Annotated in this window: 15 protein-coding genes, 3 pseudogenes and 1 riboswitch; of the genes and pseudogenes, 13 read left to right on the top strand and 5 right to left on the bottom strand. The window is 72.5% G+C overall.

Annotated features, from left to right (window positions below):
• The first annotated feature begins 221 nt into the window (after nt 1–221).
• Nucleotides 222–890, top strand: a complete 669-nt coding sequence (gene purN, locus BJF79_RS07660; RefSeq protein WP_075895791.1) for a phosphoribosylglycinamide formyltransferase — start codon at nt 222–224, stop codon at nt 888–890.
• The gene (gene purH, locus BJF79_RS07655; RefSeq protein WP_262401671.1) at nt 887–2,452 is read left to right on the top strand and encodes a bifunctional phosphoribosylaminoimidazolecarboxamide formyltransferase/IMP cyclohydrolase; all 1,566 of its coding nucleotides are present in this window, start codon (nt 887–889) and stop codon (nt 2,450–2,452) included. The genes purN and purH overlap by 4 nt, the downstream gene beginning before the upstream one ends.
• 166 nt (nt 2,453–2,618) lie before the next feature.
• Here purH and BJF79_RS07650 read toward each other — a convergent pair whose 3' ends face one another.
• Complete coding sequence (locus BJF79_RS07650; RefSeq protein WP_075895787.1) at nt 2,619–3,269, bottom strand: GNAT family N-acetyltransferase; 651 nt, start codon at nt 3,267–3,269, stop codon at nt 2,619–2,621.
• A 117-nt stretch (nt 3,270–3,386) separates the two neighbouring features.
• A riboswitch (ZMP/ZTP riboswitch) is annotated at nt 3,387–3,472 on the top strand.
• A 24-nt stretch (nt 3,473–3,496) separates the two neighbouring features.
• Between BJF79_RS07650 and BJF79_RS07645 the strand changes: the two are divergent.
• Nucleotides 3,497–4,343 (top strand): annotated as a pseudogene (locus BJF79_RS07645) (bifunctional methylenetetrahydrofolate dehydrogenase/methenyltetrahydrofolate cyclohydrolase).
• Nucleotides 4,344–4,404: 61 nt separating this feature from the next.
• On the opposite strand, the gene BJF79_RS07640 reads toward BJF79_RS07645, so the two are convergent.
• Nucleotides 4,405–5,121, bottom strand: coding sequence for an FHA domain-containing protein (locus BJF79_RS07640; RefSeq protein WP_075895785.1), 717 nt, complete (start codon nt 5,119–5,121; stop codon nt 4,405–4,407).
• Nucleotides 5,122–5,272: 151 nt separating this feature from the next.
• On the opposite strand from BJF79_RS07640, the gene BJF79_RS07635 reads away from it, so the two are divergent.
• From BJF79_RS07635 to BJF79_RS07615, 5 genes are all read left to right on the top strand, one after another.
• Nucleotides 5,273–5,668 carry a DUF3017 domain-containing protein gene (locus tag BJF79_RS07635; protein ID WP_075895783.1) on the top strand — a complete coding sequence of 132 codons (396 nt, stop codon included), beginning with the start codon at nt 5,273–5,275 and terminating at the stop codon, nt 5,666–5,668.
• Between the two features lie 152 nt (nt 5,669–5,820).
• Nucleotides 5,821–7,038: an NADP-dependent isocitrate dehydrogenase gene (locus BJF79_RS07630; RefSeq protein WP_075895781.1), complete on the top strand. Its 1,218-nt coding sequence runs from the start codon at nt 5,821–5,823 to the stop codon at nt 7,036–7,038.
• 379 nt (nt 7,039–7,417) lie between these two features.
• A complete protein-coding gene (locus BJF79_RS07625; protein ID WP_075895779.1) occupies nt 7,418–8,407 on the top strand; it encodes a malate dehydrogenase in 990 nt (329 codons plus the stop codon).
• A gap of 128 nt (nt 8,408–8,535) precedes the next feature.
• Nucleotides 8,536–10,302, top strand: coding sequence for an HSP90 family protein (locus BJF79_RS07620; RefSeq protein ID WP_075895777.1), 1,767 nt, complete (start codon nt 8,536–8,538; stop codon nt 10,300–10,302).
• A complete protein-coding gene (locus tag BJF79_RS07615; RefSeq protein ID WP_187356971.1) occupies nt 10,299–11,573 on the top strand; it encodes a hypothetical protein in 1,275 nt (424 codons plus the stop codon). The genes BJF79_RS07620 and BJF79_RS07615 overlap by 4 nt, the downstream gene beginning before the upstream one ends.
• Before the next feature lie 1,501 nt (nt 11,574–13,074).
• Here BJF79_RS07615 and galK read toward each other — a convergent pair.
• Together galK and galE are read right to left on the bottom strand one after the other, a co-directional pair.
• A pseudogene (gene galK, locus BJF79_RS66605) lies at nt 13,075–14,252 on the bottom strand (galactokinase).
• Complete coding sequence (gene galE / locus BJF79_RS07605; RefSeq protein ID WP_075895773.1) at nt 14,249–15,205, bottom strand: UDP-glucose 4-epimerase GalE; 957 nt, start codon at nt 15,203–15,205, stop codon at nt 14,249–14,251. Before galE ends, galK begins: the two are co-directional and overlap by 4 nt.
• Before the next feature lie 195 nt (nt 15,206–15,400).
• On the opposite strand from galE, the gene trpS reads away from it, so the two are divergent.
• The 3 genes and pseudogenes from trpS to BJF79_RS07590 form a co-directional block, all read left to right on the top strand.
• Nucleotides 15,401–16,465, top strand: a complete 1,065-nt coding sequence (gene trpS / locus BJF79_RS07600) for a tryptophan--tRNA ligase (RefSeq protein WP_075895797.1) — start codon at nt 15,401–15,403, stop codon at nt 16,463–16,465.
• Nucleotides 16,466–16,575: 110 nt separating this feature from the next.
• Nucleotides 16,576–17,148 (top strand): 2'-5' RNA ligase family protein, encoded by a 573-nt coding sequence (locus tag BJF79_RS07595; protein ID WP_075895795.1) that lies wholly within the window; start codon nt 16,576–16,578, stop codon nt 17,146–17,148.
• 142 nt (nt 17,149–17,290) lie between these two features.
• A pseudogene (locus tag BJF79_RS07590) lies at nt 17,291–18,166 on the top strand (YihY/virulence factor BrkB family protein); the annotation flags it as partial.
• Between the two features lie 152 nt (nt 18,167–18,318).
• Here the strand turns inward: BJF79_RS07590 and BJF79_RS07585 are convergent.
• Nucleotides 18,319–19,479 carry a D-alanyl-D-alanine carboxypeptidase family protein gene (locus tag BJF79_RS07585; RefSeq protein WP_262401670.1) on the bottom strand — a complete coding sequence of 387 codons (1,161 nt, stop codon included), beginning with the start codon at nt 19,477–19,479 and terminating at the stop codon, nt 18,319–18,321.
• A gap of 549 nt (nt 19,480–20,028) precedes the next feature.
• Between BJF79_RS07585 and BJF79_RS07580 the strand changes: the two genes are divergently transcribed.
• Both BJF79_RS07580 and BJF79_RS07575 read left to right on the top strand, forming a co-directional pair.
• Entirely contained in the window at nt 20,029–21,195 is a 1,167-nt protein-coding gene (locus BJF79_RS07580; RefSeq protein ID WP_075895769.1) for a glutamate--cysteine ligase, read from the top strand.
• A gap of 81 nt (nt 21,196–21,276) precedes the next feature.
• On the top strand, nt 21,277–21,519 hold the full coding sequence (locus tag BJF79_RS07575) for a hypothetical protein (RefSeq protein ID WP_075895767.1): 243 nt from the start codon (nt 21,277–21,279) through the stop codon (nt 21,517–21,519).
• The last annotated feature ends 124 nt before the right edge of the window (nt 21,520–21,643 follow it).

Below are 21,643 nucleotides of genomic sequence, written 5' to 3'. Positions count from 1 at the left end.
CGGTCGGGGGGCGTTCGGCCTCGGGGGCCTTCGCCGGGGGCGCTCCCGCGGGGCGGCCGTCCGGGCGGTCGTCCTCGGGGGCCGGCTGTCCCGGCTGCTCGCTCACTCGTTCCTCCTGGCCATGGGGGCGGTCGATCCTGGGCGCGCGCAGCTGAGGCATCGAACGGGGCCGATAGGCTTCGTGGTGGCCCGAAACAACCCCACCGTCCAACCAGGGAGTCATGGTGTCCGCCCGGCTCGTCGTCCTCGTCTCCGGTGCGGGGACCAACCTACAAGCGCTGCTCGACGCGTGCGCGGATCCAGCCTACGGGGCGCAGGTGGTGGCCGTGGGCGCGGACCGGTCCGGTACCGGTGGCGTCGAACGTGCGGAGAAGTCCGGTCTGCCGACTTTCGTGCGCCGGATCCCCGATTTCCCGTCCCGCGTGGAGTGGGACGCGTCGCTCGCAGAGGCGATCGCCGAGCACGAGCCCGACCTCGTGGTGTCGGCCGGGTTCATGAAGATCCTCGGCCCCCGGTTCCTCGCCGCGTTCGGCGGGCGCACGGTGAACACGCACCCCGCGCTGCTGCCGTCCTTCCCCGGCGCCCACGCCGTTCGGGACGCCCTGGCGTACGGGGTCAAGGTCACGGGATGTACGGTGCACTTCGTCGACGAAGGCGTGGACACCGGACCCGTCATCGCCCAGGAAGCCGTGTCCGTGGGCTGGCATGACGACGAAGACTCCCTGCACGAGCGCATCAAGCAGGTCGAGCGCACGCTCCTGGTCGACGTCGTCGGACGGCTCGCCCGCGACGGGTGGACCGCGCGAGGCAGGCGGGTTTCCATGAAATGCACCACATGCAGCGATTCGTCCGACAGTCCGTCCATGAACGAGGGGAGCTCGGCCGAGTGAGTCGGGTGGCGATCAAGCGCGCGCTGATCAGCGTGTACGACAAGACCGGGCTGGAGGACCTCGCCCGGGGCCTGCACGAGGCCGGGGTGGAGCTCGTCTCCACCGGCTCCACGGCGGGGCGGATCTCCGCCGCCGGCGTGCCGGTCATGAAGGTGGAGAAGCTCACCGGCTTCCCCGAATGCCTGGACGGCCGGGTCAAGACGCTGCACCCGAAGGTGCACGCGGGCCTGCTCGCCGACCGGCGCAAAGACGATCACCTGCAGCAGCTCGACGACCTGGGCGTCGAGCCGTTCGACCTGGTGATCGCCAACCTGTACCCGTTCGCCGACACGGTGAACTCGGGCGCGAAGCCGGACGAGTGCGTCGAGCAGATCGACATCGGCGGCCCGACGATGGTGCGGGCGGCCGCGAAGAACCACGCGAGCGTCGCCGTCGTCGTCGACCCGTCCGGGTACGCGGCCGTCCTCGACGCGGTCGGGGCGGGCGGTTTCACCCTGGACGAGCGGCGCCGCCTCGCCGCGCGGGCGTTCGCCCACACCGCGTCGTACGACGTGGCCGTCGCGTCCTGGTTCGCGGGCGACTACGCCCCCGACGAGACCGCCGCGCAGACCGAGTGGCCCGACTTCCTAGGCGCCACCTGGGAGCGTTCGAACACCCTGCGGTACGGCGAGAACCCGCACCAGCGCGCCGCCCTGTACCGCTCGCCGGGCGAGACCGGCCTGGCCGGGGCCGAGCAGCTGTACGGCAAGGAGATGTCGTACAACAACTACGTCGACACCGACGCCGCGCGCCGGTCCGCGTACGACTTCGCCGAGCCCGCCGTCGCGATCATCAAGCACGCCAACCCGTGCGGCATCGCGGTCGGCGCGGACATCGCCGAGGCGCACCGCAAGGCGCACGCCTGCGACCCGCTGTCGGCGTACGGCGGCGTCATCGCGGCGAACCGTCCGGTGACCGCCGACATGGCACGGCAGGTCACCGAGAGCTTCGCCGAGGTCGTGGTGGCCCCCGCGTTCGACGACGAGGCCGTCGCCGTCCTGAAGGACCGCTTCAAGAACGTCCGCCTGCTGGTCTGCCCGGACGCCCCGGCGGGCGCGACCGAGTACCGGCGCATCGACGGCGGCGTCCTGCTGCAGGGCGTCGACGCGGTCGACGCCCCCGGCGACGACCCGTCCGGCTGGGAGCTCAAGACGGGTGCGGCCGCCGACGAGGCCACCCTGCGCGACCTGGCGTTCGCGTGGCGGGCCGTCCGGTCGGTCAAGTCCAACGCGATCCTGCTGGCCGCGGACGGCGCGACCGTCGGCGTCGGGATGGGGCAGGTCAACCGGGTCGACTCCGCCAAGCTCGCGGTGTCGCGGGCGGGCGAGGAGCGGGCCGCGGCCGCCGTCGGCGCGTCCGACGCGTTCTTCCCGTTCCCGGACGGCCTGGAGGTGCTGACGAACGCGGGCGTGCGCGCGATCGTCCAGCCCGGCGGGTCCGTCAACGACGACAAGGTGATCGCGGCGGCCGAGCAGGCCGGTATCGCCCTGTACTTCACCGGCGTCCGGCACTTCTTCCACTGACCGGCGTCGCGGACGGCCCGGCGGCTCCGGCCGCCGGGCCGTTCCACGTGTACCCGCAGGTAGCCTCGGTGCGGTCCCCCGATGGAAGGCGCGATGGACACCCTCACCATGCTCATGCTGGGAGCCGTCTCCCAGGCGAACGCCCTGCTGCTGGACGCCCGGCAGGTCATCGGGCTCGTCGCCGCCGCACTGGCCGCGATGCTCGCCGCACGGCTCGGATGGCGCGGCACCGACCGCGTCCTGGCCCGCCGCTCCGAGGACGACCCCACCTAACGCAGCGCGCGCGCAGAGCTGGCCTAACCTCGGCCCAGTCGTCGTCGGTCATCCCGTAGACGGCCGTGTCGCGGAACGTCCCGTCCGGCCTCAGCCGGTGCTTGCGGTGGACGCCCTCGAACGACGCCCCCAGCCGCTCGATCGCCCGCCGCGACCGCTCGTTCAGCGCGTTCGTGTGCCAGCCCACCCGGACCGCCTTGAGCTCGTCGAACGCCCGCTCCAGCAGCAGCAGCTTCGACTCGGTGTTCAACCCCGACCGCCGCCACCGCGCGCCGATCCACGTCGACCCGATGCACAGGCTCCGGTTCCGCGGCGATATCTCGTAGTACGACGTCGTCCCCGCGACCTCGCCCGTCCCGGCGTCCAGCTGCACCCACGGCAGCCGCAGCCCCTGCTCGCGCTCCCGCAGCGCCTTCCGCACCGACGCGAGCATGTCCGCGACGTCGCGCGGCCGCGGCTCGTTCAGCCACTCCCACGTCGCCGGGTCCGCCGACGCCGCGAACATGCCCTCCGCGTGCTCCTCCGCCAGCGGCTCCAGCCGCACGTAACGTCCTGACAAAACGGGCATTTCAAACCACTCCATACCCCGAACGCTAGGCGCCCGCCGCCCCGCCCGGCAGGGCCACTCCACCCCGATTTCCGCACCCCACTGGCCCGTTACCATGGTGTTCGCGACTGGCGCGGGCAAGGTGGATCACCACCGGGGAGCGAACGACCGTCCGGACACCGCGCGCCTGGGTGGCCGACCGACAGATCAGCGCGGAGGCACGCATGACGGCACAGATTCTGGACGGCAAAGCGACCGCGGCCGAGATCCGAGCGGACCTCGCCGAGCGCGTCGAGGCGCTCGGCAAGCGCGGCGTGTCCGTCGGGCTCGGCACAGTCCTCGTCGGGGACGACCCCGGAAGCCGCTCCTACGTCAACATGAAGCACTGCGACTGCGCCGAGGTCGGCATCGAGAGCATCCGCCGCGACCTCCCCGCCGACGCCACCCAGGACCAGGTGGAGCGCGCCGTCGCCGAACTCAACGCCGACCCGGCCTGCACCGGCTACATCGTCCAGCTCCCCCTGCCCAAGGGCCTCGACGACAAGCGCGTCCTGGAGCGCATCGACCCGGCGAAGGACGCCGACGGCCTGCACCCGACGAACCTCGGCCGGCTCGTCCTCATGCAGGACGGCCCGCTGCCCTGCACCCCGAAGGGCATCATCGAGCTGCTGCGCCGCTTCGACGTCCCGCTCAAGGCGCCGAGGTCACGGTCGTCGGCCGCGGCCTCACCGTCGGCCGCTCCCTCGGCCTGCTGCTGACCCGCCGCACCGAGAACGCGACCGTCACCCTCTGCCACACCGGCACCCGCGACCTCGCCGCGCACACCCGCGCCGCCGACATCGTCGTCGCCGCCGCCGGAGTCCCCGGCCTGATCACCGCCGACATGGTGAAGCCCGGCGCGCCGTCCTCGACGTCGGCGTGTCCCGGGTGGACGGCAAGCTCGCGGGCGACGTCGCGAACGACGTCCGCGAGGTCGCCGGCTGGGTGGCGCCCAACCCCGGCGGCGTGGGCCCCATGACCCGCGCCATGCTCCTCGCCAACGTCGTCGAAGCTGCGGAACGCTCCGGCTGACCGACCGAGAACACGGCCGCCCTCCGGCGTTGCGCTGCCGATCGGAGGGCGGCCGTGAACGCTAACTCGCGCGTCTGGCCGCCGCGCTGGGTGCCGGGCGGGTGACGTGGGCGGTGGTGTGGCCCGGGCGGCGCGTGCCGGGGGAGACCCCCGGCGGACGCCCGCCGTCCATCGGCGGACGGCCCTGCGGGACGTGCACCGGCGGCAGCGGCCGGACGAGACCCATGGCGATGACCTCGTTGGCGAGCCGGGTGCGGCGGTTGGGCCCCTCGGGGATACGGAACTTCTGGTACAGGCGCAGCAGGTGCTGCTTGACGGCCGCCTCCGTCACCACGAGATCACCGGCGATGTCGCGGGCGGTGGCGGGCGCGACGAACGCCGCGTCCGACAGGGCGGGCCGGCACAGCGAGTTCAGCACGTCGATCTCGCGCCGGGTGAGCTCGGGGGCGACGGCCCGCCGCAGCTCGACGTCCGGGTCGACCTCCTCTCGGGGGATGCCCCCCATCCGGATGCGCGCCGTGCCGAAGGTGACGACATCGCCGTCCTCCAGGACGCGGCGCGCGATCGGCCGGCCGTTGACCCGCGTCCCGTTGCGGGAAAGGCCCATGTCGACCACGTAGACGTACGGGCCGCGCCGAACGATCTCTGCGTGCAAACGGGACACACTCGGGTCGTCGAGGCGGACGTCGACTCCGCGCCCGCGCCCGACCGTCGTGACATCGGGGCGCAGCGGCATGACCACTCCGCTGTCCTCGATCCGCATGAACGGCCCCTCCACGGCAGTCCTCCCAGCTAGTTAGCGACCCCTGTCCAGCGGGTTACCCGGGCGCCCTGCCGTCACACCCTCCTACCGGCGAGTAGGGTCGACGCCACAGGGCTTTCGGAGCGCAGCGGCGGCACCGTGACCGGAATGGGACTACGGTTGTGGCATGACCACCGAGGTGCACCGGCGCAGGCGGCAGGCACCGCGCAAGAGGTCCGCCGCGCCGCACTGGCTCGGCCGGCTGCCCTACCTGATGGTCCTCACGGGCGTCGCCGCCGGTCTCACGCTGGCGTCCTTCGACTACTTCCGCAAGGGCGCCGGCGTCATCGCCGCCGCCCTGCTCCTCGGTGCCCTCGCCCGCCTGCTGCTGCCCGAGTCGCAGCTCGGCATGCTCGCCGTCCGCAGCCGCGCCGTTGACTGCTGGACGCTCGTCCTGCTCGGCGAGACGGTCGCGTTCGTCTCCCTCAGCATCCCGCCGATGCACAAGACCGGGCTCGTCCTCGCCGGGGCCTTCGGCGTCCTGATCGCGCTCGCCATGGCCGCCGCGGCCTCCTGCTGCTGATCGGCCGCCGCCGCGCCCGGCCCCCCGGATAGCCGCTGCGCCGCTGGTCCGCGCCGGGGGCGAGGTCTAGACCTCCGAACCCGCTCGGATAGCCTTGCCAGTTGAGCCTTACAAGGACTGCTGGCCAGGTGTAGGAAAGGGACAGCAACAGCATGCCCAAGATCAAAGTAGCGGGCCCGGTCGTCGAACTCGACGGCGACGAAATGACGCGGATCATCTGGAAATTCATCAAGGACCAGCTGATCCTGCCGTATCTCGACGTCGACCTGAAGTACTACGACCTGGGGATGGAGCATCGGGACGCGACCGATGACCAGGTCACCATCGATGCCGCCCGCGCCATCCAGGAGCACGGCGTCGGCGTCAAGTGCGCCACCATCACCCCCGACGAGGCCCGCGTCGAGGAGTTCGGCCTGAAGAAGATGTGGCGGTCCCCGAACGGGACGATCCGCAACATCATCGGCGGCGTGATCTTCCGCGAGCCCATCGTCTGCTCGAACATTCCCCGTCTCGTCCCGGGTTGGACCAAGCCGATCATCATCGGCCGGCACGCGCACGGCGACCAGTACAAGGCCACCGACTTCGTCGTCCCGGGCCCCGGCAAGGTGACGATCACCTACACGCCGCAGGACGGCTCGGAGCCGATGGAGATGGAGGTCGCCGATTTCCCCGGCGGCGGCGTCGCCATGGGCATGTACAACTACGACGACTCCATCCGGGACTTCGCCCGGACGAGCATGCGGTACGCGCTCAACCGCGAGATGCCGCTGTACATGTCCACGAAGAACACGATCCTGAAGGCCTACGACGGCCGCTTCAAGGACATCTTCCAGGAGATCTACGAGGCCGAGTTCAAGGCCGAGTTCGAGGCGAAGAAGCTCACCTACGAGCACCGGCTCATCGACGACATGGTCGCGGCGGCGCTGAAGTGGGAGGGCGGGTTCGTCTGGGCCGCCAAGAACTACGACGGTGACGTCCAGTCCGACACGCTCGCGCAGGGCTTCGGCTCCCTCGGCCTCATGACCTCGGTCCTGATGACCCCCGACGGCAAGACCGTCGAGGCCGAGGCCGCGCACGGCACGGTGACCCGCCACTACCGCCAGCACCAGCAGGGCAAGGCGACGTCGACCAACCCGATCGCGTCCATCTTCGCCTGGACCCGCGGCCTTGAGCACCGCGGCAAGCTGGACGGCAACAAGGAGCTCATCGGCTTCGCCCAGTCCGTGGAGCAGGTCTGCATCGAGACCGTCGAGGGCGGCCAGATGACCAAGGACCTGGCGCTCTTGGTCGGCAACGAGACGCCGTGGCTGACGACCGAGCAGTTCCTGGAGGCTCTCGACACCAACCTCCAGAAGAAGATCAACGGTTAGTATTCTTCCCATTGCTCCCCGCTACTGCGGGGGTGGTCCAGTAGACCAGGTTTGCGTCGAGACCGTTGACGGGTTGCTCCCCGCGTACGCGGGGATAGCCGTTGGCCCCGCATATCGCGGGGACGAAGGACGCGCGTAAAGGCCGTCCCGGTGATCCCGGGGCGGCCTTTCGCCTTTCCGGGCGGGTGCGCGAGACCGGTGGGCGCACCTGCCCGCCGTCCGGACGGGCGCGCGGTATAGCCTGCTGGGGAACTATCTCGACGGCGAGAGATCCCGCGCGGTGGCGCGCCTCTTGGGCGGTCGGGTTCGCAGGGATGGGCCGCCCGGAACTCTCCGGGTGACAGCGGCCCCGTCAGGTCACAGCAGGAGAGAAGAGGCAATGACTCGCACCCCAGTCACCGTCACCGTTACCGGCGCCGCGGGCCAGATCGGTTACGCGCTGCTGTTCCGCATCGCGTCCGGGCACCTGCTGGGCGCGGACGTACCCGTCAAGCTGCGGCTGCTGGAGATCCCGCAGGCGGTGAAGGCGGCCGAGGGCACCGCGATGGAGCTGGACGACTGCGCCTTCCCGCTGCTGCAGGGCATCGACATCTTCGACGACGCGACGCGGGCGTTCCAGGGGACGAACGTCGCGCTGCTGGTCGGTGCGCGGCCGCGCACGAAGGGCATGGAGCGCGGTGACCTGCTGGAGGCCAACGGCGGGATCTTCAAGCCGCAGGGCGAGGCGATCAACGCCGGTGCGGCCGACGACGTGAAGGTGCTGGTGGTCGGCAACCCGGCGAACACGAACGCGCTGATCGCGCAGCAGCACGCGCCGGACGTCCCGGCGGCGCGGTTCACCGCGATGACGCGGCTGGACCACAACCGGGCGCTGGCGCAGCTGTCGAAGAAGGCGGGCGTTTCGGTCGCCGACATCAAGAAGATGACGATCTGGGGCAACCACTCGGCGACCCAGTACCCGGACCTGTTCCACGCGGAGATCGGCGGGAAGAGCGCCGCCGCGGTGGTGAACGACCAGAAGTGGCTTGAGGACGACTTCATCCCGACGGTCGCCAAGCGCGGTGCGGCGATCATCGAGGCGCGGGGCGCGTCCTCGGCGGCGTCGGCGGCGTCGGCGGCGATCGACCACGTGCACACGTGGGTGAACGGGACGGCCGAGGGCGACTGGACGTCGATGGCCGTGGTGTCGGACGGCTCGTACGGGGTGCCCGAGGGCATCATCTCGTCGTTCCCGGTGACGACGAAGGACGGCGAGTGGTCGATCGTCCAGGGGCTGGAGATCGACGAGTTCTCCCGTGGCCGGATCGACGCGTCGGTCGGCGAGCTGGCGGAGGAGCGGGACGCGGTCCGCAAGCTCGGCCTGATCTGAGCCGTACCACAGGACGGCGCGAGCCCGCGGCGGGTCCGGGGCTCGTTCGCGTCTAAATGAATCTCGAAACGTCGCAATCCCTCGCTAAGGTGTCCTCCGCTCGTCAGGGGAGAACGGGGAGGTACCGGGTGGCGGATCAGGCTTTTCAGGTGGATCTGCGCGGGGTGGTGGATCTGCTGAGCCGCCATCTGTACGCGAGTCCGCGGGTGTATCTGCGGGAATTGCTGCAGAACGCCGTGGACGCGATCACGGCGCGTGGCGACGGCGGCGGCCGGGTGCGGGTGGAGACGGACGGCGGGGCGCTGCGGGTCCACGATGACGGTGTCGGGCTGACGGCGGACGAGGTGCACACGCTGCTGGCCACCATCGGACGGTCGTCGAAGCGGGACGAGCTGGGGTTCGCCCGCCACGACTTCCTGGGGCAGTTCGGGATCGGGCTGCTGTCGGCGTTCCTGGTCGCGGACGAGATCGAGGTGGTGACGCGGTCGGCGCGCGGCGGCGCGGCGGTGCGGTGGACGGGCCGGTCGGAGGGCAGCTACCGGGTGGAGCCGGGCGAGCGCGACGAACCGGGTACGACGGTGACGTTGCGGGCGCGTCCGGGGTCGGGGGAGCTGCTGAGCCCGCCGGTGGTGGCGGAGCTGGCGCGGACGTACGGGTCGCTGCTGCCGATCGAGCTGACGGTGGACGGCGCCCGGGTGACGGGCGCGCCGCCGTGGAAGGAGCCGCATCCGGATCCGGCGGCGCGCCGCCGGGCGCTGGAGGCGTACTGCGAGGAGTTGTACGGGTTCACCCCGTTCGATGTGGTGGATCTGGGCGTGGCGGAGGCGGGCCTGTCGGGGGTGGCGTTCGTCCTGCCGCAGCCGGTGGCGCCGACGGCCCGCGCGGCGCACCGCGTCTACCTGAAGCGGATGCTGCTGGCGGAGGGCGTCGAGGGGCTGCTGCCGGAGTGGGCGTTCTTCGCGCGCTGCGTGGTGGACGCGGGGGAGCTGCGGCCGACGGCGTCCCGCGAGTCCCTCTACGAGGACGAGCTGCTGGACGCGACGCGCGACGCGCTCGGGGCGGCGCTGCGGCACTGGCTGGTGACGCTGTCGGAGACCGATCCGCCGCGGCTGCGCGGGTTCCTGCGGCTGCATCACCTCGGGGTGAAGGCGATGGCGCTGCACGACGACGACATGCTGCGGATCGTCGACCGCTGGCTGGAGTACGAGACGTCGGCGGGTCCGATGACGCTGGCGGAGTTCCGGCGGCGGCATCCGGACGGGCGGTTCACCACGAGCGTGGACGAGTTCCGGCGGCTGTCGGCGGTCGCGGGCGCGCAGGGCGTGGGGCTCGTGAACGCCGGTTACGTGCACGACGCGGAGATCGTCGAGCGGCTTCCGGCGATCGATCCCGACATCGCGATGTCGCGGCTGGACGCGGCGGAGCTGGCGACGACGTTCGGGGTGCTCGATCCGTCCGCGGAGCTGGCGCTGCGGCCGTTCCTGGCGGCGGCGCAGCGGGCGGTGGAGCGGCTCGGCTGCGAGGTGGTGGTGCGCGAATTCGATCCGGCGTCGCTGCCCGCGCTGTTCCTGTCGTCGCGCGACGCGCAGTTCCGGGAGGAGCTGACGCGGGCGAAGGAGGAGTCGGGGGAGCTGTGGGCGGACGTCCTCGGCGCGGTGGGCGCGTCGGCGGGGGTGGCGCGTCCGCAGCTGGTGCTGAACCATCGCAACCCGCTGACCAGGCGCATCACCGCACTCGGTGACGGCGGCCCGGTCGAGGTCGCCGTCCAGGCCCTGTACGGGCAGGCGCTGCTGCTCGGCCATCATCCGCTGCGGCCCGCCGACACGGCCGTGCTGAACCGTTCGTTCATCGGCCTGCTGGAGTGGGCCGTCCACACCCCGGAGGGGGACCAGTGAGCGTTGAGGACGTTTTCGAGTTGATGCGGCGGGCGGACGAGCTGCCCTACGGGGAGGCGCGTACCGTCCTGGTCGAGGACGCGCTGCGCCGCGCGGACGCGGCGGGCGACGAGGTGCTGGCGTTCCGGGTGCGGATCGCGCTGACGAACGCCTACCACTACGGGGCGGAGCCGGCGAAGGCGTTCGCGACGTTCAGCCGGACGCTCGCCGACCATGATCGCGACCCGGGGCGGTTCGACGAGACGCACTCGCTGCTGTGGCAGATGAAGGCGGTGGTGAACTCCCTCACGAAGTTCCCGGAGATCCCCCTCGACCGGACGCATGCGGTGCTGGACGACATGGAGCGCCGGTACCGCGCGGGCGGCCACAGTCTCCAGGCCGTCTACCACTACCGGTGCGCGGTGGCGCGGCATGTGGGCGACGAGTCGGCGCTGGACTGGTTCGCGAAGTGGCGGGCGGCGGAGCGCGACGGGCTGTCGGACTGCGCGGGCTGCGACCCGACCGGGATGATGTACCAGTTGATCGACGCGGGCCGGTTCGAGGAGGCGCTGGAGATCGCGGCGCCGGTGCTGGACGCCGAACTGACCTGTTCGGAGCAGCCGCAGGGCGTCCAGACGGCCCTCATGCAGGTGTATCTGCGGACGGGGCGGCCCGCCGAGGCGGCCGACATGCACCGCCGCGCGTACCGGGTGAACCGGACGCAGCTCGCGGATCTCGCCGACATCGGCGAGCACCTGGAGTTCTGCGGGCTCACCGGGAACGAGGCGCGCGGGCTGGAGATCCTGGAGCGGCACCTGGGCTGGCTGGACCGGGCGCCGAACCCGCACGCGGCGATGGGGTTCGCGGCCGCGGCGGCGCTGGTGCTGGCCGCGCGTCGGCGGCGGGCCACGGGACGGCGACGCTGCGGCGACCGGCGGCGGGCGAGCCGCGCGGCGGCGACGTCCCGGTGGACGCGCTGCGCGCCGAGCTGGCGGCGTTCGCGACGGAGCTGGCGGCCCGGTTCGACGCGCGCAACGGCACGTCCAGGCAGGGCGACAAGGTGCGGGCGGTCATCGACGCGGAGCCGGTCGGCGAGTTCGTGCCGCTGGCCGCGCACCACCGCCGTCCGGCGGCGGCGCCCGCGCCCGTGCAGATGCCGGTCCCGGAGGACCCGGACGGGCCGGTCGACGCCATCGACGATCTCGACGAGCTGCTCGACCTCACCGACCGGCGGCGCGGCGTCCGCGACATGCTCCGGACGGTCGCCGCGTGGCGGCGGTTCGACGTCCTGACGGAGAAGTTCGAGCCGACTCCGCTGCAGGCCGCCCGCCGGCTGGACGGACGCGGCGTCGAGCGGGCCATCGACGGGGACGCGCCCGGCGCGATCGCGGACTGGACGGAGGCGGCCCGGCGGTTCGCCGAACTGGACGAGCAGGACCGGCGGCACCGGACCCTCTCCCGGCGGGGGGAGATGCGCGTCGACACCGGCGACCCGGACGGGATGGCGGACCTGACGGCCGCCGTCGACTTCTTCGCGGCCCACCCGTCCGACGACGGCTACATCGTGTCGGCGCTGCTGCGGGTCGCGGGCGCGCACCTCGAACTGGACCGTCCCGCCGACGCGCTCGCCGCACTCGACCGGATCGTCCGAGGGGAGGCTCCCGACCGCGACCCGGACGCCGACTTCCTGCGGGCCCGCGCGCTGCTGCTCACCGACGAGGTGGGCGACGGCGTGGCGGCGCTGCGGCGCAGCCTCGACGGGGCCCGCGCACAGGGTGAGCCGGAGAAGGCCGCGGCGTCGGCGCTGATGCTGGCGCAGGTCGTCGGGCGGATCGCCGCGGACCAGGACGCCGACGCCCACGAGGAGATCGTCGCGCTGGCCGGCGAGGTCCTCGCGGTGCCCACGGTGCCCGCGCCGATGCGGGCGGCGGCGCACGGGGAGCGCGGCCGGGCGCTGCTGGCCGCCGACCGTCCGGCCGACGCGGTCGCCGACCTGGTGGAGGGCGTCGCGGCCTGGACCGCCGAGGGCCTGCACGAACCGGCCGTCCACCTGCGGGTCGACCTCGCCGCCGCCTACCTGAACACGGGCCGCCACCTGGAGGCCGCGGAGGTCGCCGAGGAGGCGCTGCCCGGGGTGACGGGCGAGGACGGCGACCCGATCGCCGAGCGCCGCTGCCGCCTGGTGATCGCGCACGCGCAGAAGGAACTGGGCGAACCGGGCGCCGCGGACGCGTTCATGGCCATGGTCGCGCTCGCCGCCGAGGACGGCAACGAGGAGGCGCGGGGGCACTTCCTCGACGAGTCCGCCGAAGTGCTGACGAACCTGGACAAGGACGCGCTCGCCGCCGAGCGGTTCGTGGAGGCCGCCGAGGCGTACGGGCGGGCCGAGAACCCCTACGGCCGCGTGAACGCCCTGCGCCGCGCGGGGATGTGCCGGTTGTGGAGCGGCGACGCCGACGCGGCCGAGTCCGGGCTCGCGGACGGCCCGCGCCGCCCTCGCGGACCTGCCCGCCGACAACGAACCGGCACGGGCCTGGCATTCCGCGCTGATCGCCCACGACGAGGCCCGCGTGCTCGCCCAGACCGGCCGCCTCCCGGCCGCCGAGGGCCGGGCGGCGGCGGCCGTGGAGGGCTTCCGCTCCCTCGACGAGGACGACGCGGCCCAGACCGCCGCCGGTCTCCTCGCGCAGATCAGGTCCGCGATCGGCGAGCACCCCGACGACGGCTCCGCGACCCCCTGACCGTCCCGACCGACCCCGCCCGTCCTGTGTCGGGCGGGGCGGTCACCGGCCCTCAGGCTGACGCGACGCGGTGGGCTCCCTCGGACGGGACGGCGTCGAGGAAGACGGGCGCGGTCCAGCCGCGGCCCGCGTACGCGGCGGTGATCGCGTCGCGGACGCGGTCGGCGCGGTCGGCGGCGGTGAGCACGATCACCGAGCCGCCGAAACCGCCGCCGATCATCCGGCCGCCGCGCGCGCCCGCGCGCAGCGCCGCGTCCACCGCGGCGTCCGCCTGCGGCCAGGAGATCTCGAACTGGTCCCGCAGCGACAGGTGCGACGCGTTCAGCAGCGCGCCCAGCTCGGCGACGGCCCCGGCGCGCAGCAGCCCGGCGGCCGCCTCGACCCGGTGGTTCTCGGTGACGACGTGCTGGACGCGGCGGCGCAGCACCGGATCGCGCAGCGAGCGGAGCGCGGCGGCCAGGTCGGTGACGTCGCGCAGGGCGGGGACGCCGAGGAGGGCGGCGGCCTCCTCGCATTCGGTGCGGCGCCGCCCGTAGTCGCCGTCGCCGATCGCGTGGCTCGCGCGGGTGTCGACGACCAGGAGGGTCAGGCCCGCGTCGCCGGGGGCGAACGGGACCTGCCCGGACAGGCCGCTGCGGCAGTCCAGCAGCAGCGCGTTCCCGGGCGTGCACAGCAGCGACGCCGACTGGTCCATGATCCCGCACGGGGCGCCGACCTGCTCGTTCTCCGCCCGCTGCGCCAGCGCGGCCAGCTCGCGCCGGTCGCGTCGACGCCGTGCAGGTCGCACAGCGCGAGGGCGGTCGCGCACTCCAGCGCGGCCGACGACGACAGCCCGGCGCCCTGCGGAAGATCGGCGTCGACGAGCAGCGAGGCGCCGCCCGTCCCGAGGGCGGCGTGCAGCACCCGCGCGACGCCCACCGGGTACGCGGCCCACGCCCGGCCGGGCGGCCAGCCCTCGGCGACGACCGGGCCGCCGGCGACGGGCGCGCGCACCGGCTCGGCGGCGGACGCCTGCACGGAGCGGACCTCGACGATCCCGTCGTCCCGCCGGGCCGCCGCCACCGACACGCCCTGCGCCAGCGCGAACGGCAGCACGAACCCGTCGTTGTAGTCGGTGTGCTCGCCGATCAGGTTGACCCGGCCGGGCGCGCGCCACACGCCGTCCGGCGCCCGCCCGAACGCGGCCTCGAACACGGCCGCCGGGGAGGCGGCCTGCGGAAGAGCCGTCACCGGGACCGGATGAAGGTCCAGGCGTCGCCGACCATGTCGCGCAGGTCGTGCTCCGGCTTCCAGCCCAGCTCGCTCTGGATCTTGTCGGACGACGCGACGAGCACCGCCGGGTCGCCCGCGCGGCGCGGCGCGACCTCGGCCGGGACGTCGCGGCCGGTGACCTCGCGGCACACCTCGACGACCTCGCGCACCGAGTTCCCGGTGCCGCTGCCGAGGTTGTAGATCTTGTGGGCGCCGGGCTCGCAGGCGTCGAGGGCCAGCAGGTGCGCACGTCCGAGATCCTCGACGTGGATGTAGTCGCGGATGCAGGTGCCGTCCGGCGTCGGGTAGTCGTCGCCGAACATCTTCACCGGCTCGCCGTCCTCGCCGCCCGCCGCCTTGAGCACGTTCGGGATCAGGTGCGTCTCGACGGTGTGCCGCTCGCCGAGCGTCCCGTACGCCCCGGCCACGTTGAAGTAGCGCAGCGAGACGCCGCCGAAGCCGTGCAGGCGGGCGTACTCGGCGAGGGTCGTGTCGATCGCGAGCTTGGTCTCGCCGTAGGGGTTCGTGGGACGGGTCGGGTCGGTCTCCAGGATCGGCGTCGACTCCGGCTCCCCGTAGGTCGCGGCCGTCGACGAGAACACGATCTTGCGGACGCCGGAGACGCGCATCGCGTCCAGCAGGGCGAGGGACTCGCCGAGGTTCTTGTCCCAGTAGAGGGCCGGGTCCTGCACGGACTCGCCGACCAGCGACTTGGCGGCGAAGTGCAGGACGGCGTCGAACCCGGCGCCGGACAGCACCTCGGCGGCGGTGTCCCGCAGGGTGCCGCGCACCAGTCGGGCGCCCGCCGGGACGGCGTCCTCGTGCCCGGTGGACAGGTCGTCGAGCACGACGACCTCGTGCTGCGCCTCCAGGAGCAGTGCGGAGACGACGCTGCCGATGTAGCCGGCGCCTCCGGTGACGAGCAGCTTCACGAACGGCCTCCTCGGGATGACGGTGGGGCGAGCAGCGGGGGTGCGGTCCAGGCTATCCGCAACACCGAGCGGGCACCGTCCGGTCCGCGCAACGCCGAATATGATGGACGGGACGCGCCGGGCGACGTCCGCCCGGCGGTCCGCGGCTCCGCCCGCGGCGCCTCCGCAGCCACCTGAGAGAATCGGTCCGTGCACATGCCCGAAGCCTTCGAACCCGCCGCCGCCCCCGCAACGGCCCCGCGCGTCTTCTCGGGGATCCAGCCCACCGCCGACTCGTTCCACCTCGGCAACTACCTGGGCGCCCTGCGGCAGTGGGTCTCGATGCAGGACTCGCACGAGGCGTTCTACTGCGTCGTCGACCTCCACGCGATCACGGTCGAGCACGACCCGGCCGTCCTGCGGCGGCGCAGCCAGGTCGCGGCCGCGCAACTGCTGGCGATGGGCGTCGACCCGGAGCGCGCCACCGTTTTCGTGCAGAGCCAGGTGCCCGAGCACGCCGAGCTGACGTGGGTGCTGGGCTGCCTCACCGGGTTCGGCGAGGCGGGGCGGATGACCCAGTTCAAGGACAAGTCCAGCAAGCAGGGCCAGTCGAACACGACGGTGGGCCTGTTCACCTACCCCGTCCTGATGGCCGCCGACATCCTGCTGTACTCGCCGGAGCCCGGGGACGGCGAGCCCGTCCTGCGGGTGCCCGTCGGCGAGGACCAGCGGCAGCACCTCGAACTGACCCGCACCCTCGCGAACCGCTTCAACCACCGGTTCGGCGACACGTTCGTCCCGCCGGAGGCGTTCATCCCCGAGGGCGCCGCGAAGATCACCGACCTGCAGGAGCCGACGGCGAAGATGAGCAAGTCGGCGTCGACCCCGCAGGGGATCATCGACGTGCTCGAAGAGCCCGGCCCGATGCGCAAGAAGATCATGCGCGCGGTCACCGACACCGGCACCGACGTCCTCTACGACGAGGAGAACAAGGCGGGCGTCACCAACCTGCTGCGGATCTTCTCCGCGCTGGACGGCGCCTCGATCCCCGACCTGGAGAAGCGGTACGCGGGCTCCGGGTACGGCCAGTTCAAGAAGGACCTCGCGCAGGTCGTCCTCGACACCTTCACCCCCATCCGGGAGCGCACGCTGGAGCTGCTGGCCGACGAGGCCGAACTCGACCGGCTCCTCGCGCACGGCGCCGAGCGCGCCGGGAAGGTCGCCGCGCGGACGATGGACACCGTGCGCGAACGCGTGGGATTCGTGGGACGTGGCCGCTGATCCGGCCCGTCCCGCCGGAACCGGGCCCGGCGCGCCGACTCCGCGGACGCGCCGCGGGGTCGGCGGGACGCGCCGCGGAGCGGCCGATCGCGGACACCTTCGTGGGCGGCATGGCGGCGATCCCCGCGCGCCCGGACGCCCGCACCATCGGCGTCGCCGTCCCCGTCCCCGAACCGTACGGCTCGTGGCTGCAGGCCCGGCGCGCGTCCTACGGCGACCCGCTCGCCGACGCCATCCCCACCCACATCACCCTGCTGCCGCCCACGGAGGTGGACGCCGCCGCGCTCGGCGTGATCGACGCGCACCTGCACGCGATCGCCCGCGCCGAACGCCCGTTCGTGCTGCGCCTCCGCGGCAGCGGAACGTTCCGTCCCGTCTCCCCGGTCGTGTTCGTGGCCGTCGCCGACGGGATCAGCGGCTGCGAACGCCTGCAGGCGCGGGTTTCGTCCGGCCCCCTCGAACGTCCGCTCGCGTTCCCGTACCACCCGCACGTGACGATCGCGCACCACCTGCCCGACGAGGTCATGGACCGCGCGTTCAAGGACCTCGCCGAGTTCCGCGCCGACTTCGACGTCTGGGGCTTCTCCCTCTACCAGCACGGACGCGACGGCGTGTGGCGGCCGCAGCGCGACTACGTCTTCGGCGACGCCATGATCGGCCGCGCGGGCCCCGACGACCCGTGACGCCCGCGCCCGCCGCCCGATTCGTGGGAACGTTCCCACGCCGGTGTGCGCGACGACGTCCACGACGGGCCGCGCCGTAACGTTCGGGCACCGGGTGCATTCGCACTGCTTTCGGGCGTGCACGGGCGGGTACCTTGCGCATATGCGGCAGGTGATCAAAACAGCGCATACGCGAGGCGCGGCGCTCGTCAACGACGGTAAAGACCTGTTGCGCGACCAGCGCGCCCGCCGCCCGTGGTTCGATCATCAAGCGCGCGCGTTCGAGCGGTACCAGGAGCGGCGCGGCAACCGCCTGGCCGCGGCCCTCACCTGCTACGGATTCCTGTCCTTCTTCCCGCTGCTGGCCCTCGCCTACGCGCTGCTCGGCTACCTGGTCGGCGTCAGCGACGAGGTGCGCGGCTACTTCGTCGAGGCGATCAACTCGCTGCTGCCCGGCCTGTCGCAGGAACTCCAGGTGCGGCAGATCGCCGAGTCGAAGACCGCGGTCGGCGTCATCGGTATCGCCGCCCTGCTGGTCACCGGGCTGGGCTGGGTGCAGGTGCTGCGCGAGTCGCTGCGCGACATGTGGGGCAACGAGCCGGACGGCGGCGGCAACTTCGTCCTGCTGCGGCTCAAGGACATCGCGGTGCTCGCACTGCTCGGCGTCGTCCTGATCTCCGGGATGGCGGTGTCGACGGTCACGACGTCCGCGACGGGCACCGTCCTCGGCTGGTTCGGGCTGCAGGACGTCACCGGTGCCGGGACCGCGCTGCGGCTGCTGTCGCTGCTGATCGCGATGGCGTTCAACACCGTGATCTTCCTGGTGCTGTTCACCCGGCTGACCGGCGCCCGCGCCCCCTGGCGGCGCATCGCGCGCGGCGCGCTGTTCGGCGCGGTCGGCTTCGAGGTCCTCAAGCAGGCGGCCGGCCTGCTGATCGGCCGCACCACCGAGAACCCGGTGTACGCGTCGTTCGCCGTCCTCGTCGGGTTGATGGTGTGGATGAACTTCGCGTCCCGGTTCGTCCTGTACGTGGCGGGCTGGACGGCGACCCGGCGCGTCATCATCACCGCCGAGGCCGAAGCGGAGGCGTACGACGAGGCCGAGGCCCTCGACGAAGCCGATGAAGGCGACCAAGCCGATGAAGGCGACGAAGGCGACGCCGGACCCGGCGACGGGGAGGGCGGCGCGTCCTACGCGAACGGGTCGTCGCGCCTGCGGCGGCGCAGCACCACCAGCAGCGCCGCGACCGCCAGCACGGCGCCCGCCGCGCCGCCCGCGACGACGACCCAGGTGCGCGAGGAGTCCTCCGAGGCCAGGGGAGCGTCCGGGAGGAGGCCCTTCTCCGACTGAGCGGCCTCCTTCTCCGCGCCGACCGGCTCGGCGAGGGTCCCGACCGGCTGCACCTTGCCCTGCGCGGCGAAGCCCCAGTCGAGCAGTTCCGTGGCGAGTTCGGACGGCTGCACCTCGGCGCTCATCAGCGAGATGTAGATCGTGTGACCGTTCCGTTGCGCCGCCGCGACGTACGTCTGCTTCGCGGCGATCGTGTAGCCGTTCTTCCCGCCGAGCATTCCCGTGTAGGAGTGCCGCTCGCCCTCCAGCAGCCGGTTGTGCGTGTGGATCGGGTAGCCGCCCTTTTTGCCCTGCTTGCGTTCCTTCTTCGTGGGCGGGGCCGGGAAGTCGTGGTCGATCTGGGAGATGTACTCGCGGAAGTCGGGGTTCTTCATCCCCTCGCGCAGGATCAGCACCAGGTCGTAGGCCGAGGTGTGCTGCGTGCGGACGCTCAGGCCGAGGTCCTTGTCGAGCCCGTTCGTCGACCCGGCGACCGTGTCGAGCGCGTTCAGCTTCTTCGCGTAGGCGTTCATGTCGCCGAGGGTCTTCTTCACCCCGCCGTTGGCCTCGGCCAGCGCGACGGCCGAGTCGTTCGCCGACATCATCAGCAGCGAGTAGAACAGGTCGGACACCTTGTACTTCATCTTCGGCGTCAGCCCGACCTTGGTGCCCTCGACGTTGCACGCGGTCTGCGACGGACGCACGAGCCGGTCGGCGTCCAGGCGGGGGACGAGCGTCGCGGCGGTCAGCACCTTCAGCGTGCTCGCCGGGAGGTGGTGCCCGTGGGCGTCCTTGGCGGCCAGCACCTGCCCGGTCGTCCCGTCGGCGATCAGGTAGGACTTCGCGTCGATCTTCGGCAGCTCGGGAACCCCCGGCGCCTTGTTCACGACGATTCCACTGCTCGCGAGCCGCGGCCCGCCGACCGGGTCGCCGGGCGCGGCCGTCCGCTCCGCCGCCGGACGTCCGGGTGCCGCACGCGCGGGGACGGGCGGCGCGACGAGCGCCGCCACGGTCAGCGGCACGGCCACCGCCGTCGAGACCCGCCGAATCCTCGCCCGCCGCAGAGTCCGCCGGGCGGGCCCGGCCGATCGTCCTGAGTGCACGCTCGCGACGCTCCTCGCTTCCGCAGGAGCACGATCGCCCCCAACGCCCATGACTCCCCCGCAGACTAGGCGACCTTATCCGGCGAAGGGGTACCCGTGCCGGAAACCGGCAAGCCTGCAACACTTGGGACTGAAGGGACGAAGAGTGATTCTTGGTACAGGTGAGGCGACTAGAATCGGTTACAGTCCGTCACGAACCTGATTTTGGGACGGATTGACTAGTTCGATCGTGCGGTTCCGTGGGCGAGACGGATGACCGAAAAGGATGACCCCGGACCGTGCGCCGGTCGCCCGGACGAGTCAATTGACAGGCAAAGGGCATGAGGTCCGGCGAGGCGACGGACACGGGCGCCATCATGGTGAGAACACGTGACCTGGACCGGCGTTCGTCCAGGCTTGGGGACCCGCTGGCTGAAACGCGCCACGTGCCACGCAACGACCTGCAACGATTGTGGACGGAGGTTGGCCGTGGCCATCGACTTCAACGCATCGCACGGAACTACGCTCGGTATCGAGTGGGAGCTCCAGCTCGTCGATGCGGAGACGAGGCAACTACGGCAGGACGCCCGCAGTGTGCTGGCCGCCCTTCCCGCGCTGAGCGAGGGCGGTGACAACCCCCGGATCCGGCACGAGCTGATGGAATCCACGGTCGAGGTCGTGACCGACATCCGGCACACCGTGGGCGAGGCCAAGGCCGACCTGGCCGGCACGCTGGCCGCGCTGCGGTCCGCGGCCGCCGACCGCGGGCTCGCGCTGGCCTGCACCGGCACCCACCCGATCAGCGACTGGCGCGACGCCGTCATGGCCCCCATGCAGCGCTACGCCGACCTCGTCGAGGAGATGCAGTGGCTCGCCCGCCGCATCCAGACGTTCGGCGTGCACGTGCACGTCGGGATCTCCGACGTGAACAAGGTGATCCCGATCGTGAACGCCTTGTCGGCCTACCTTCCGCACTTCCTCGCGCTGACCGCGTCCAGCCCGTTCTGGAGCGGCGGCGACACCGGCCTGGCCTCGTGCCGCGCCGTCGTCTTCGGCCAGATGCCGACGGCCGGTCCTCCCCACTTGCTGGACGACTGGCCGGCCTTCGAGGATTACATGGACACCCTGCTGCGTTCCGGGACCATCCGGAGCATCAAGGAGGTCTGGTGGGACGTCCGCCCGCATCCGGACTTCGGCACCGTCGAGATCCGGATGTTCGACGGCATCCCGACCCTGCGCGAGGTGGGCATGGCCGCGGCGCTGAGCCAGAGCATGGTCACGCTGTTCGAGCAGCAGCTCGACCGCGGCTACACGCTGCCGCGGCCCGCCGCCTGGGTGGTGCGCGACAACAAGTGGCGCGCCACCCGGTACGGGCTCGACGCCATCGTCATCACCGACGACCGCGGGCACACCGTCCCGCTCCGCGACGACCTGTACGAGCTGATCCGCGAGCTGGAACCGGTCGCCGACCGGCTCGGCTGCGCGGAGGAGCTGAAGGTGGCCGGCGAGGTGCTCGACCACGGCGCCCCGTACGAGCGGCAGCGCGCCGTCCGCGCCGAGGGCGGTTCGCTGGAGGACGTCGTGGACGCCGCGATCACCGAACTCGCCGAGGACCGGTTCGTCCACTTCGGGGAGGCCTCCCGTGCCGGGGCCTGACCGCACGCCCGGCCCCGGCGGGCCCTCCCGGCGCGGCGGCCGGGGGAAGGGCCGCCCCGGGGACCGGCGCGGCGGGACGGCGTGCCCGGCGGTGCGCCCGGCGAGGCGCGGGGCGAACTGAACGTCGAACTGAACGTCGAACTGAACGTCGATGCGGGGATCGGCGAACACATAGGAAACGACCGGGACGGTTCGCGGAAGAACGAGCGGGCCCGCGCGGCCCGCAAGGACCGCGAGAGCCGCGCGGACCGTCCAGACGCAGACGACATCGAGACCATCCGGCGGAGACCCTTCGGCTCCGCGTCGCGCAGGGGGCGCAGATGACCCACCCGGGACCCGGGGTGATGCCCGGACTCGAACCACCGACCGCCGGCCCGCAGGAGCGCGACCGTCCGCCCGGACGCGGCCGCGCCCCCGGCGCCCGGCCGGCCGGACGACCGCGACGCCG

Source organism: Actinomadura sp. CNU-125, assembly GCF_001942465.1.
GTDB lineage: Bacteria > Actinomycetota > Actinomycetes > Streptosporangiales > Streptosporangiaceae > Spirillospora.
The sequence above is the reverse complement of the archived record's forward strand: the minus strand, read 5'-3'. Positions and strand labels throughout refer to the sequence as shown.

What these genes read in the sequence shown, in the direction of transcription:
- trpS (WP_075895797.1), top strand. Translation starts at nt 15,401, where the DNA reads ATGCCCGAAGCCTTCGAACCCGCCGCCGCCCCCGCAACGGCCCCGCGC.
- purN (WP_075895791.1), top strand. Translation starts at nt 222, where the DNA reads ATGGTGTCCGCCCGGCTCGTCGTCCTCGTCTCCGGTGCGGGGACCAAC.
- BJF79_RS07630 (WP_075895781.1), top strand. Translation starts at nt 5,821, where the DNA reads ATGCCCAAGATCAAAGTAGCGGGCCCGGTCGTCGAACTCGACGGCGAC.
- BJF79_RS07595 (WP_075895795.1), top strand. Translation starts at nt 16,576, where the DNA reads ATGGCGGCGATCCCCGCGCGCCCGGACGCCCGCACCATCGGCGTCGCC.
- BJF79_RS07635 (WP_075895783.1), top strand. Translation starts at nt 5,273, where the DNA reads ATGACCACCGAGGTGCACCGGCGCAGGCGGCAGGCACCGCGCAAGAGG.
- BJF79_RS07625 (WP_075895779.1), top strand. Translation starts at nt 7,418, where the DNA reads ATGACTCGCACCCCAGTCACCGTCACCGTTACCGGCGCCGCGGGCCAG.